Here is a 13,347-nt window from a genome sequence, read left to right on the forward strand (position 1 = left end):
GCCCTGCAAAACTAAGCAAATGCTTACGAAGTCAGCTTTGCTTCGCAAAGCTAAGAAAATGCTTACGATGCAAGCTTTACTGCGTAAAGCTCTTAGGAGGGAACCCAATGAACAAACTGACCAGCTTCTCCATGAAAAATGTAGCTGCGGTGTTCATCATGATAGCCATATTGATGGGCGGAGGCTTGTACTCAGCATCTACATTGAAAGTGGAGAACATGCCGGACGTATCCTTTCCGGTAGTCTTAATTTCCACCACCTACCAAGGTCCGCCTAAGGATGTGATGGAAGAGGTCACGAAGCCTATAGAGGATAAGGTGGCCAATATCGAGGATCTTGATTCGCTGACGTCTACCTCAAGCGATAACGTATCCACCATCATCGTCCAATTCAAGCAAAATGTAGACACAGATAAAAAGAAGCAGGACTTGGAAAGTCTGGTGCAGGAAGTGCAGCTGCCTGCTACGGCGGATAGACCCAAGGTATCCACCTTCGGCTTTGCTTCGATACCTGCCTATTACTTGGCGATCAATGCCGACAACGGCATGAGCCAGACGGAGCTGGATCAGCTCTATGAGGACAAAATCAAGCCAGGCTTTGAAGCGATGCCGGGCATTGACCATCTGGATTCCATCGGTGCCAGAGAAACGACCATGGATATTCAGCTGGATGCGGATGCATTGAACAGCTTTGGCTTGACCCCGGCGCAAGTGACGGCCTCGCTGCGCAGCGCTTTGTCCAACGGGCCAATCGGCTCCGTCGAGTTTGACGGCAACACGAAGATGGCGCGGGTCACCGGCAATCTCGACAGCCTGTTTGGCTTGGAGCAGATGGAGCTGACTACAGGCAGCGGCAGCACGATTACGCTGAAGGAGATCGCCAAGATTAAGGCGGTAACCGATTCTACCTTTAACTCCCGCCTGGATGGGAAGCCGGCTATCGGCGTTCATTTGTACAAGACGAAGAGCGCGAATGCCGTTGATTTCTCCAACGATACGGACAAGCTGATCGCAGAGTGGCAGCAATCGGTGCCTGGCGTGACCTTCAAAGCCGTATACAACAGTGCAGACGAAGTCAAAGAATCCGTAACCGGCATGCTGAAGGAAGGCATATCCGGGGCGCTGCTCGCCTCCTTGATGATTCTGTTGTTCCTGCGAAATGTTCGTATGACGTTGATCGTACTAGTATCCATCCCGTTGTCCATATTAATTACCTTGCTCGCGATGTCTCAGCTTAATATTACTCTTAACATCATGACGCTTGGCGGTATGTTCATAGCGGTCGGGCGTGTCGTCGACGACAGTATCGTGGTCATCGAGAACATATACGCCGCGCTGCAAAAAGCGCATGAGCGCAACGAATCGGTAATCAAGCTTGCGACCAAGCAAGTATCAATGGCTATCACATCATCCACGCTGGCAACCGTCGGGGTATTTGCTCCGATCGGGATGGTGAGCGGCATCGCCGGTGAATTTTTCAGACCGTTTGCCATTACGCTTGCCTGCGCCCTGCTTGCATCCCTTCTGGTGGCGCTGACAGTGATCCCGATGATGGCCAAGCTGCTGGTGATCCGCGGCGGAAGCATCAAGCATCATGATGAGAACAAGCGCGGACCGGTACAAGCTTTTTATGAAAAAGTGTTGAAATGGAGCCTGACCCACCGGATCAAAACGCTGGTTATCTCCGGCCTTTTGCTGGTCGTCACACTGGCGGCCGTCATGCCTAATTTGGCCGTCAGCTTTATGCCGAACAGTCAGGCAGAACGGCAAATGTATTTTCAAATCAAGCTGCCTTACGAGACTTCCTTTGAGAGCAACGACCAGCAGACGAAGCAGATTGAAGCGATGCTGCGTGAAGCCAAGGACAGCTCGGGCGAACCGCTTTTCACCTATGTTGAGGCCTTGGTTGGCTACGGCGGCAAAACCGATCAGGTAGCTTATGAATCCGAGGTGTATACCGAGGTGAATGAGAAGGCCGATCCGGACAAAGTGAAGGATGATTACAAAACGCTAATTCTGAACGAGCTGCCAAAAGGCTCGGAGGTAACTCCCAAGACATTGGCGGGCGGTGGCGGCGGCGTTTCCTCGACCGACTTCTCCTACTCCCTGAAGGGAGATGATCAGAAGCAGCTGGAGAACGCATCAGCTATCGTGAAAGAAAAAATGAAGGAATTCCCTGAGCTGACGGAAGTGGAAGACAGCTTGAGCGATTCGAAGACGGAAGTCGAAATCAATGTCGATCAGCAAAAAGCCCGTACGTTCGGCTTGAGCGCTTCGACGATACGCGATACGGCGCGCAGCTGGATTCAAAAGGATCAGCTCGGCGATCTTCATTTTGACAACTTGCTGTACAAAACAACGGTCGAGCTAGCCAAAGAGGATAAAAATTCGCTAGATAAAATCGGGAAAATCCCTTTGAAGGCTTCGAACGGGAATACGGTCTATTTGAATGAAGTAGCTAAAATTACGGAAAAGCAGGCTCCTGCTTCCTTACAGCGCGATAGTCGTGTTCAGGTTGTGACGATAACCGCCAAAATCAATGATGTGAACAAATCCGGCGTCAGCAACAAGGTATCTGCCGCGTTGAATGCAACGGAACTGCCTGACGGCGTATCCCGTGAGGTCAAAGGGGTAACCGCCGATATTCAGGAAAGCTTCTCGCAGTTGTTCGTAGCAATGGGTGCCGCTGTGTGTATCGTGTATCTGGTCATGGTGCTTGCCTTCGGTAACGCCGGTGCGCCGTTTGCGATTCTGTTCTCGCTTCCTTTTGCCGCCATCGGGGGGGTAATAGCGTTATTGTTGACGGGAGAGTCGTTGAATATTACATCCTTGATCGGCTTTATGATGCTGATCGGTATCGTAGTTACCAATGCCATAGTGCTCATCGACCGCGCACAGCAGTTAAGAGATGAAGGCTACACGGTTCGCCACGCGTTAGTAGAAGCCGGCATGGTGCGGTTAAGACCGATCATTATGACGGCGGGTGCTACCGTCGTTGCGTTGATTCCATTGGCTCTTGGTCTGACCAAAGGCACCTTGATTTCCAAAGGCTTGGCTGTCGTGGTCATCGGCGGGTTGACGACTTCAACGATACTGACTCTGGTTGTCGTACCGGTCGTGTATGAGCTGATTGAAGCCATCAAGAGTAAAGTCGGACAATGGCTGCACCGTAAGCAAAAACCTAATGAAACTATGGACATGTAAGGGGAGAGGATAGGATGAATCAGCGGAAAAGAAAAAGTCAGTACCGGCGCTTGTCGATGACGGCAGGATCGTTTCTTCTTGTCGCTGCGTTGGCTGCCGGCTGCGCATCACCCAAAACAACGGACACGGTGGCGTCAACGCAATCGGATACCAAATCCGTCAAGGTAGCAGCCGTCACTAAGCAAAGCATGGGGGATCCGAAGGAGCAAATAGCGGATGTCGTTGCGGCTTCACAGGTGGACGTTAGCCCCAAGGTGGACGGCCAGGTGCTGCAGGTATTGAAAAAACGGGGCGATGTGGTTCAGCAAGGGGAGGTGATCTTTAAGCTGGACACCAAGGATGCGATCCTTCAAAAGCAAAAAAGCGAGGTAGCTCTGAAAAGTGCGGAGGATGCTTTGCAAAAAACATCGGAGGACTTGAACAACAGCCGTACCGAGCTTCAAAACTCGATCACGAAGGCACAGCAGCAGCTGGATAATGTGACGAAGGATTACAATAAAATGCATAACGATTACGATGCGGGACTTGTAACGAAGCATCAGCTTGAGCAGAGTGAAATGCAGGTGAACAATGCCCAGCTCGATTTGCAAAATTTGCAGAACAAGTTGGATGCGATGGATAAAACGAATGGACTGGCAAGCGCCCAGTCGCAGGTAGATTCGGCAAGAATCAGTATCCAGGACATTGATAACACGCTGGACAATTATGAAGTGAAAGCTCCGACCAGCGGCGTATTGACGGATTTGAGCATTGAAGTAGGCCAAACCTTAGCACGCGGCAGCAAGGTAGGGCAAGTTCAGCAAATCGACCCGATTAAAATTAAGGCCGACTTAAGCGAGACGGCAGCCCAGCTGGCAAGAGGCAAGCAGGAGCTGAGCTTCTATAGCGCGGATAACCCGGGCCGGATCTTGAAGGGCCGCGTCACTTATTTGGCTGATGTGATGAATTCGCAGACGAAGTCATTTCCTTTGGAGCTGGAAGTGTCAAATACGGACGGATATTTGAAGCCAGGTACCCGCGTCCAGGTTCAGCTGACCACGCAGGAGGAGCAGCAGGTGATTGCTGTGCCTAGCCTGAGCATTGTACGTGAAGGCAGCGACGCCTTTGTATTTTTGCTCAAAGGAGGACAGGCAGTTAAAACTCCTGTGAAGCTGGGGCGCATTAACGAGACGTACCAGGAAGTGCTGGAAGGCGTGAAGGCTGGCGATGAGCTGGTCGTTTCAGGACAGCATCAGCTTAAGGATGGACAGAAGGTTACAGCCGTTAAAGAACAGACTACTGATATGAAAAAGGATACGGCTAACGAACCGGCAAAAACAACGACACCGTAAGGAATGCTAAAAAAGGAGGTTTTTCTCAATATGAAAACCAATTGGAAAACGGCTATGGCAGCAGCTGTGCTGTCCTTAACGCTAGTGGCCTCAGCCATTCCGGTAATGGCCGACGATGCGGTGCCGAGCGCTTCGATAAGCACTCTCTCCTATGCTTTGAATGATTCGATAACCGCATCGGTGAAGCGTGTTGCCGTTAATCGAACGACGGGCGGCTTGCAAATCGGCGCTGTTGTCAGATTGACGAATAACGGGAACAGTATGCTGCGTGTCCCCGATTATGAAATTCGCGTGAAGACGAAGGAAGGAATCGAATACAAGCTGCAGCCTAGCGCATCCAACATGAAATCCATTATGGCTAAGGAGAACGGGGAGCTGTCCTACATGGTAACCGTGGATCGTCCTGATGATATCGAAGTCACGGACCTCTCCTTTGTTGAGGTAGACGAATATACCTATCCTAAGACGGAAAAGGTGCTGCTGTCGGTCCCTGTAGCATTGAATGTCTGGTATGGAACCAAGGGGCAGCTGACAGATCCTTATGCCAATATGGCTTGGGGACAGCCGTTTCAAATTCCGGGGTCAAGCTCTCCGATTCGCTATACACCGGTAGAACTGACCAAGCAGAACGATGCGAACGGCTTCTCCTATTTAGTTACCCTGATGGCCGAAAATCCGGGTACAGGCAATGAGACCGTCTCGAATTTCCGTATGGACGGCAAGACACCGGACAAGTTGTACACCGGGAAGAAGGTTGAGCAGGAACCCGTTACTCTCGCACCCGGCGAAAAGAAATATGTCCATTTCGCCATAACGTCGGATAAGGACATCAATCTGATCGGCTTGATGCTGATGACCACGGAGGGATTCGTTCCTGCGGGCGGTCAAGCTGGACAAGGAGCAGGGGCCGCCGGAGCGGGCTCGGGCACAGGAGCGAGTGCCGGTACTGCTGCAGGTCCGGTAACGACCTCTGCGACAGGGTCCGGATTTGATGTTGGCCGTCTGGTCATTGCAGCACCGACTCCAGAGCAGATGAATAACACGGCTAACTATACTATGGGCACGCCTATCGCTTTGGATCCGATGAATCATCTGGTTGATTCCAAAACGGAGGTTTCCTTAGTCGAGCTGCATTTGCATGATAACGACGGACAAGGCTTCAAATCGGTCGTCGCCAAATTCAAGGTTTCGAATAAAGGCGATATGACGGTTGCCTTCCCGCAATTCCAGGCGCAGCTTGTCGGCGGGGACGGAGCAAGCTATGCCGGTACGAGACAGACAACAACGGCAGCCGAAATCATGCCGAACCTGGGTTACGTGGTCAGCTATTCCTTTATGATCCCTGCTTCAGAGAAAGGGGACAATCTGACCATGAAGCTGCTGGATAACCAAACCGCGGCGCCGTACAGCAGCACGATAGCCAATTTCAGCGCCCCAGTACAGAAGGAAGCGGACGACTCGGTCATGTCTCTATATCCGTTTAATGTGAAGCTGGACGATTGGACAATATCGGCATATACCAACCCCGGAGCCAACGGAATGGGTCTTTCCTATTCATATAATCTGAAGCTGTGGCTGACCATCGATCATCTGGAGGATGTAGTCGTCGATAAAAACTTCTCCAAAATGAAGTTCGAGATTGTCGACAGCGCAGGCCGTATCCTTGGCTCGCAGACGGCTTCCTTAACGGGAGAAAACAAATTGGTCAGCGGCGAACAGATGATTCAATTCAGCAACATCAAGACAGACCAGTTCAGCTATCCGCTAACCCTCCATATTTATGAAGCAATCGATACGCCGAATGGAGAAGCAACCCGTTTGGTTAAGAGCGTGACGCAATAATTCCGACAGCGGGCTGTAACATTGGCTGCAGGGCAAGGAGCCTAGGTAAGAAATTATGACAATGGTTTAAGGTTGCATATGTTTCTCAACAGACGCCATTGGACCGATAAGGTCCAATGGTTTTTTGCCATTCTAGAGTTTACAAATCTCCCTCCGTAATCAACGGCAACAAACATCATAGCAGGAAGTCAGAAGGTACATAAACAAAAGTGCGTGCCCAAAAGGATAAAAAGGGGCGACTTAGGCGAAAATGGATAAAAAATAGTGAAAGAGGATGCTCAGTGGACCTGTTTCAATTTTTATCCAGAAAAATGTTCAATTCGAGCCGGCGCGGACAGCAGATGAATGAAACGCCGATCAATGAGGAGCAGCCGCGTCTATTATCTCCGGAATTGGCCGTTAATCAGGATGTCATCACTTCTTTGTACGAGGATTGCACGGACATTATTCTTCATCCCTTTAAAATTGGGGAAGCCACGGATGCTTTACTGGTTTACATAGATAACTTGTCGGATACCGATCTTTTGGATCAGCAGGTGCTGTCCCCGTTGATGCAGGCAAGTCCAACAGGAATAACAAGAGCGGAGCTGAAGAACCGCATTCAGGTGTCCGCTTCTCAGGAAATAACTACGTACGACGATGCTATCAAAAGCATTTCGAGAGGGGATCCGGTTCTGTTCATTGACAAGATGAACATCGCCATGTCCTTAGGCTTAGGCAAGTGGGAGAAGCGTTCCATTGAAGAGCCTATAGCGGAATCTGTTGTAAGAGGGCCGCGTCTCGGATTCACGGAAACTTTGGGTGTGAACACGTCCATGCTAAGGAGAAGCATTCGCAGCCCCTCTCTGAAAATGAAATCTCTCACGGTAGGACGGTACAGTCAGACGGAAGTGATAGTCACCTATATCAAAGGAATTGCCGATCCTGCTCTGATCGAAGAAGTGTGTCAGCGGCTGCATCGGATAGATATTGATGGCATCTTGGATAGCGCTTATATCGAGGAGCTGATTACGGATAATCCGTATACGCCTTTTCCTACCATGCTGTCTACGGAACGCCCGGATGTAGTCAGTGCCAACTTATTGGAGGGACGCGTAGGTATCATTGTGGACGGATCGCCGTTTGTTCTGCTGGCTCCGGTCACTATGTTCTCCTTGCTTCAATCGCCCGAAGATTATTACCAAACCTATTGGGCAGGTTCTATGATCCGATGGCTCCGCTATTTATTTTTTTTAGTTGCGCTTACGATTCCATCGGCTTATGTCGCCATATTGACGTATCATCAGGAGATGATACCGACGACTCTCCTGCTCAGTGTCGCCAAATCGCGGGAAGAAATTCCTTTCCCCGCACTGGTTGAAGCGCTGCTGATGGAAGTGACCTTTGAGGCGCTGCGCGAAGCGGGTCTGCGCCTGCCCAAACAGGTCGGTGCCGCCGTAAGTATCGTAGGAGCGCTGGTTATTGGCCAGGCTGCCATCTCGGCAGGACTGGTGTCCTCTCCCATGGTCATGGTCGTAGCCTTTACTGGAGTGGCCTCCTTTACCTTCCCGCGTTATACGCTGGGGGTAACCGTCAGGCTGCTTCGCTTCCCGCTTATGTTTCTTGCAGGTTTTCTGGGTCTGCTTGGTTTGATGCTCGGCATTATTACGATTGTTATTCATTTGTGCACGCTGCGTTCCTTCGGGGTCACCTACTTGTCGACCGTAGCACCTTTGAAAAGAAGGGCTCTCAAAGACGTATTATTTAGAAATCCGCTTTGGACAAGGGACATGCGGCCGCACCTTAGCGAATATTACAATGAACGCCGGCAGTCGCCTCATTTGAAACCGCGGCCTCCAAAGTCCTAATGCAATCGAACTTAGAGCATCCAAGTGAAAGGGCAGGATACAATGGGCATATTCACTCGCTGTATTACGGCAATAAGCGGCTTCGTTATGGTCCTGCTGCTTACCGGCTGCTGGGACCGGATCGAAGTGAATGACTTGACGCTGGTTATGGCCGCAGGGCTGGATAAAAAAGGTGATAAGATATCGCTTTCCATCCAGGTATTCGTTCCTCAGCCTTCCGGCGGAGGGGGTGGCGGTGGTGGCGGTGGTGGCGGGGGCGAATCCGGCCAGGGAACGAGCGGCGCCACCGCCCAGACTATCGTTAGAGCGGCCGAGGGAGTGACGGTGGCGGACGCCATGTCCAAGCTGCAGGAGGGATTTCCGCGCCGTATTTTTTGGGGGCATTGCGAAATATTTATTTTTGGCGAGGAGCTTGCCAAGGATGGTTTTAGAGACAATATCGATTTTATTATGAGAGAGTCCGGTCCGCGGGAGAGAGCGGATGTCTTCGTCAGCAAAGGCGATGCCAAAAGTATTTTGCGGTTAATCCCTCCCATTGAACGGAGCTCTGCCGAGGTGCTTCGGGAAATGGCCAAGCTTCAAACCGGAATGAAGGTAACCGTGAAGGATTTTGCCGAGATGCTGAACGGAGATGCGGGCGCAGCCGCACTGCCTTGGGTTGAGGCTCTTCCGCCTGAGACTGGTAAAGAGTCCCAAAATACGGTAGGCTTTATCAACGGAACGGCTATTATCAGAGGGGATAAAATGGTCGGCCGCTTGAACGATAAGTTGACGCGGGGACTTTTATGGCTGAGAAATGAGGTTGAATCCTCCATCGTAACGATAGAACCTAAGGAGTCCGCGGGGCACGTCTCCATGAAGCTTCTGCGCAGCAGCACCAATCTGGTTCCTCACATTGAGGGAGATCAGTGGAGCGTAACGGTTATAATCAAGACGGAGGACGATGTGATCCAGAATACGACGAATCTGGATTTAAGTGATCCGGTTGTGACCAAGAAATTGGAGAAGGAGCTGGCTGAGGATATTGAGGAGCGAATCAAATCGGCTCTGGTACGGCCGCAAAAACAGCTGAATGCGGATATTTTTAACTTTGCCGAAGCCTTTCGACGCAAGTATCCGAAGGAATGGCATCAGGTCAAGGACCGGTGGGGTGAAGTATTCCCGTCAGTTAAAGTAAACATCGAGGCTTCCGCCAAAATCCTCCGGACCGGAATGGCGACGATAGATTCCAAGAAACAAAATAAAGAGGTGAAGCAATAATGGGCTGGGGCTCTGCGGTTTTCGCTACCGTCGTCGCCTTACTGATGGTTTTATACGAGTGGCCAAGAATGAAGCAGCATACTAGAAGGGAAAAAACAGCGTTTATCGTCGTTACAGTGACAGGCTGGATATTAGCGGTTCTTCTCGTCTTATTCCCGGACATGAAGGGCCCGACGCAGTGGGTGGACGCTTTGTACAAGCCGCTCGGCAAGCTGCTGGAGCCATAATGTTTCGGGTCGCTGTATATGGAAAAAGGAACCTGTTGAGGTTCCTGAGTTGGTTGAAAAAACTATGGAGCTGAACTATTGCCAATATACTCCGATGGGGTATGCCCCTCCAGCCAGGCTTCCGAAGCAGGCTTTGCTACGCAAAGCCCATAGCTATTGAAACCCGTGAAAGGTGATTATATTTGGCGGTATTTTCACGGGTTTCAAAGGCGGACGTAAACTCCTCCGAGGCATACCCCACCTCCCTATGTAGCATAGTTCACGCAAAACTAGGTTTTTCAACACTATCAGGTTCCTTTTTCCGCTTGGTTGTGTTGTGTGCTATGTCCCAAAGCTAAGATTTTTCATTTCCTCAGGACGCATCGCCTTCAATTGCTTCTCATACAGGTCGCGGTACAGCCCGCCTTGCTGAAGCAGCTGCTGATGCGTGCCGCTCTCCACGATTTCTCCCTGATCAAAGACGAGAATTTGATCCGCTCTTACTACAGTGGCTAACCGGTGGGCGATGATGAAGGTGGTTCGATCCTTCATTAAATGCTCCAGCGCTTCGGTCACAAGCGCCTCGGATTCCGCGTCCAGCGCAGAGGTTGCCTCATCCAATATCAGGATGCGAGGATTTTTGAGCAGCGCCCGTGCAATGGCAATACGCTGCTTTTGACCGCCCGATAGACGAACCCCCCGTTCTCCGACAACCGTATCATAGCCAAGCTCCATATCGCTGATAAAGCCGTGGGCATTTGCCGCGCGGGCCGCTTGAATAACCTGCTTTTTGTCTGCCTTCGGGTTGCCGTAGGCAATGTTATCGAAGATAGTTCCGGAGAACAGCATATTATCCTGCAGCACGATAGCGATATGTTTGCGCACATCATATACGTCGTAGTCTTTAAGGTCGACGCCGTCCAAATATACGGTGCCTTCATCCGGATCATAGAACCGGGGAATGAGATTGATCAAGGTCGATTTTCCGGCTCCGCTTGGCCCTACGAGCGCGATGACCTCGCCCGGACGGGCGGTAAAGCTGATATGCTGTAAGGCAATACGCTGCTCGGTCACCATGGGAGGCGGGTCAGGCCTTGTTTTCGGCGGAATAATATAAAATTTTTTGGGCGGCTCCGCCATATCCACGAGATCCGGGTCCGATGATTTACCGGGCTCTTTTTTTATGTCCGGACGCTCGGTAACGTAGGTGAAGGAAACATTTTTGAATACGATGCCGCCCTTGCAATGCTTGAGAGGGACCGGGTTTTCTTTTACTTTGATTTCCGGCTCAATATCGAACACCTCGAAGATGCGCTCGATGTTGCTCATGGAATTTTGTATCGTGACATTGGCTTCGGCGAACCGCTGGATAGGACCGTACAGCTGGCTCAAATAGGCTTGAAACGCGATAAGCGATCCTATGGATAATTGCCCCTTCAACACGAGCAGGCCGCCGGTGAACCAGATAATGATGCCTCCCGTTTGGGTAAACGTCTGGCTGAGCCGTCCTAACGAATTTCCGAGGAGCTGCGCTTTGTTGGCGTGCGAAATATGATTTTTGGCCTGCTTTTCGAACCGCTCCATCTCCGTTTGTTCCTGATTGAACGATTGAACGACCTTCATGCCGGAGATTTTTTCGACCAGAACCCCGTTAATACGCTCCATCTGTCTGTGGACAGAGCGCCAGGAGAGACGTATCCGGACATTAAGATTGGTGAAGGTCAAGTAATAGAGCGGCAGCAGCCACAAGGACAATAAGGCAAGCTTCCAATGCAGGCTAAACAGCATAAAGCCGGCAAACAGGACGAGGAACATATCGATGATCAGATTGATAACGCCGCCGTTAACCAGGTTTTGCGCTCCGTTGACGTCATTCATAATTCTCGAGACGATACTGCCGACCTGCCTGTTATCATAAAAGCGCTGCGACAGCTTCTGCATGTGCTCGTACAGCTGGTGACGAATATCATAAACCATCCGGTTACCAAGCCGGAAGGTGATCGTATTTCGCAAAAAATTGATCCAAATGCCGAACGCATACACGATGGCCAGAAAGGTCACGGCATTGGTCAAATTCCAGAAGCCTTCCTTCCGGGGAAGCACGTCGTCAATCAATATTTTGGTCATCCAAGGGCCGATCATCGGTACGGCAAATTGAAAAATACCGAGGACCAATATGAGCAAGAGGGTGAGACGGTAAGGCTTTAAGAAGGTTAAATACCGTTGAACAAGCTTCTTTTTTTCAGCGGACTGATTTGGATTTTGATCGGACGCATTCATGCCAATCCTCCCTGCTTCTGTCGTAAATTTCCAACAAATTAGACATTAACATAGTCGGAATGAAATAAAAATGAATGATTCCTTCAATAAACATGGACTATTTTGCTCTGTGGAACGGCTCTCTCTTCTATTAAAAAAGAATCCGCCAGGAGACAAAAAGTTCCTCCTCTAACTAATTATTCACACCATCTTCACACGGAATTCATTACAATAGTTTCTAAGATTAAGTAAATTTGCACGTGGAGGCGGTAATATGGCGAGAATTCTGATCAATCATCTCTATAAGCGATACGGTAAGGACAAACAACCGGTCGTGAAGGATTTCCATCTGGAAATCAAGGATAAAGAGTTTCTGGTCTTCGTAGGTCCATCCGGGTGCGGGAAGTCGACCACGCTCAGGATGATTGCCGGCTTGGAGGATATCTCCGAAGGAGAAATCTATATCGGCGATACATTGGTTAACGATCTGCCGCCGAAGGACAGGGATATTGCTATGGTGTTCCAGAACTATGCGCTGTATCCGAACATGAGCGTTTACGAGAATATCGCATTCGGTCTTCGTCTGCGCAAGCTGCCTAAGCATGAAATCGATTTGGCCGTTAAGCGTGCGGCCCGGGTACTCGAAATCGAGCAGTACTTGAACCGTAAGCCGAGACAGCTGTCCGGCGGACAGCGGCAGAGGGTTGCTCTCGGACGCGCCATCGTACGGAATCCGCAAGTGTTCTTGATGGATGAGCCTCTGTCCAACCTTGACGCCAAGCTTCGCGTACAGATGAGAACAGAGATTATCAAGCTTCACAAATCGCTGGGCGTAACGATGATTTATGTAACGCACGATCAGATCGAAGCGATGACTATGGGTGACCGAATCGTGGTTATGAAATCGGGGATCATCCAGCAGGTGGATACACCGGAGGTCATTTATACGAATCCTGCCAATACATTCGTCGCCAGCTTTATCGGATCGCCTCCAATGAACTTTATTGACGGCCGCATTCAAGAGAATGCTCAAGGCAAGCTGGAGTTTCATACTCAGCGCTTCTCATTGGCTATTCCAGAAGGGAAAGCGCATTCATTAATCAAGAACAAACAGGTCAACAAAGTGGTTACCCTTGGCATCAGGCCGGAGAATATCAGCTTGGAGGAAATGGTGTTTCAGGCTTATCCTAACGCGATCATTCCGGGCACTCATAAGCTTAGCGAATTGATGGGTGCGGACAGATTCCTTCATCTCGATATCGGGCAGGAACGGATGCTTATCGTAAGGGTTAACCCGCGCTATCACTATGACGAGGAAGATAAGATCCAGGTAGCGGTGGATATGTCGAAGGCGCTGTTCTTCTACAGTGAGACCGGCGATCGGATCATGGATTAATAT

Annotated in this window: 8 protein-coding genes; 7 read left to right on the plus strand and 1 reads right to left on the minus strand. The window is 50.4% G+C overall.

What is annotated here, in order from left to right; translation table 11 throughout:
- Positions 1–107: 107 nt before the first annotated feature.
- The 6 genes from GGC63_RS21515 (at position 108) to GGC63_RS21540 (ending at position 9,710) form a co-directional block, all read left to right on the plus strand.
- A complete protein-coding gene (locus GGC63_RS21515; protein WP_192704059.1) occupies positions 108–3,203 on the plus strand; it encodes an efflux RND transporter permease subunit in 3,096 nt (1,031 codons plus the stop codon).
- Positions 3,204–3,217: 14 nt separating this feature from the next.
- The gene (locus tag GGC63_RS21520) at positions 3,218–4,534 is read left to right on the plus strand and encodes an efflux RND transporter periplasmic adaptor subunit (RefSeq protein WP_192704060.1); all 1,317 of its coding nucleotides are present in this window, start codon (positions 3,218–3,220) and stop codon (positions 4,532–4,534) included.
- Positions 4,535–4,564: 30 nt separating this feature from the next.
- Positions 4,565–6,376 (plus strand): hypothetical protein, encoded by a 1,812-nt coding sequence (locus GGC63_RS21525; RefSeq protein WP_192704061.1) that lies wholly within the window; start codon positions 4,565–4,567, stop codon positions 6,374–6,376.
- A gap of 341 nt (positions 6,377–6,717) precedes the next feature.
- The gene (locus GGC63_RS21530) at positions 6,718–8,223 is read left to right on the plus strand and encodes a spore germination protein (protein WP_225948407.1); all 1,506 of its coding nucleotides are present in this window, start codon (positions 6,718–6,720) and stop codon (positions 8,221–8,223) included.
- A gap of 42 nt (positions 8,224–8,265) precedes the next feature.
- Positions 8,266–9,483, plus strand: a complete 1,218-nt coding sequence (locus GGC63_RS21535; protein ID WP_192704062.1) for a Ger(x)C family spore germination protein — start codon at positions 8,266–8,268, stop codon at positions 9,481–9,483.
- Positions 9,483–9,710: a hypothetical protein gene (locus GGC63_RS21540; protein ID WP_079909820.1), complete on the plus strand. Its 228-nt coding sequence runs from the start codon at positions 9,483–9,485 to the stop codon at positions 9,708–9,710. The genes GGC63_RS21535 and GGC63_RS21540 overlap by 1 nt, the downstream gene beginning before the upstream one ends.
- Positions 9,711–10,031: 321 nt before the next feature.
- Here GGC63_RS21540 and GGC63_RS21545 read toward each other — a convergent pair whose 3' ends face one another.
- Complete coding sequence (locus GGC63_RS21545) at positions 10,032–11,969, minus strand: ABC transporter ATP-binding protein (RefSeq protein ID WP_192704063.1); 1,938 nt, start codon at positions 11,967–11,969, stop codon at positions 10,032–10,034.
- Between the two features lie 253 nt (positions 11,970–12,222).
- Here GGC63_RS21545 and GGC63_RS21550 point away from each other — a divergent pair, with 253 nt between their 5' ends.
- Positions 12,223–13,344: an ABC transporter ATP-binding protein gene (locus tag GGC63_RS21550; RefSeq protein ID WP_192704064.1), complete on the plus strand. Its 1,122-nt coding sequence runs from the start codon at positions 12,223–12,225 to the stop codon at positions 13,342–13,344.
- Positions 13,345–13,347: the final 3 nt, after the last annotated feature.

This window comes from Paenibacillus sp. OAS669 (assembly GCF_014873645.1).
In the GTDB taxonomy this organism is placed as follows: Bacteria; Bacillota; Bacilli; order Paenibacillales; family NBRC-103111; genus Paenibacillus_S; species Paenibacillus_S vulneris.

Coding starts and splice junctions, on each gene's coding strand:
- GGC63_RS21515 (WP_192704059.1), top strand. CDS start 108: ATGAACAAACTGACCAGCTTCTCCATGAAAAATGTAGCTGCGGTGTTC.
- GGC63_RS21520 (WP_192704060.1), top strand. CDS start 3,218: ATGAATCAGCGGAAAAGAAAAAGTCAGTACCGGCGCTTGTCGATGACG.
- GGC63_RS21525 (WP_192704061.1), top strand. CDS start 4,565: ATGAAAACCAATTGGAAAACGGCTATGGCAGCAGCTGTGCTGTCCTTA.
- GGC63_RS21530 (WP_225948407.1), top strand. CDS start 6,718: ATGAATGAAACGCCGATCAATGAGGAGCAGCCGCGTCTATTATCTCCG.
- GGC63_RS21535 (WP_192704062.1), top strand. CDS start 8,266: ATGGGCATATTCACTCGCTGTATTACGGCAATAAGCGGCTTCGTTATG.
- GGC63_RS21540 (WP_079909820.1), top strand. CDS start 9,483: ATGGGCTGGGGCTCTGCGGTTTTCGCTACCGTCGTCGCCTTACTGATG.
- GGC63_RS21545 (WP_192704063.1), bottom strand. CDS start 11,969: ATGAATGCGTCCGATCAAAATCCAAATCAGTCCGCTGAAAAAAAGAAG.
- GGC63_RS21550 (WP_192704064.1), top strand. CDS start 12,223: ATGGCGAGAATTCTGATCAATCATCTCTATAAGCGATACGGTAAGGAC.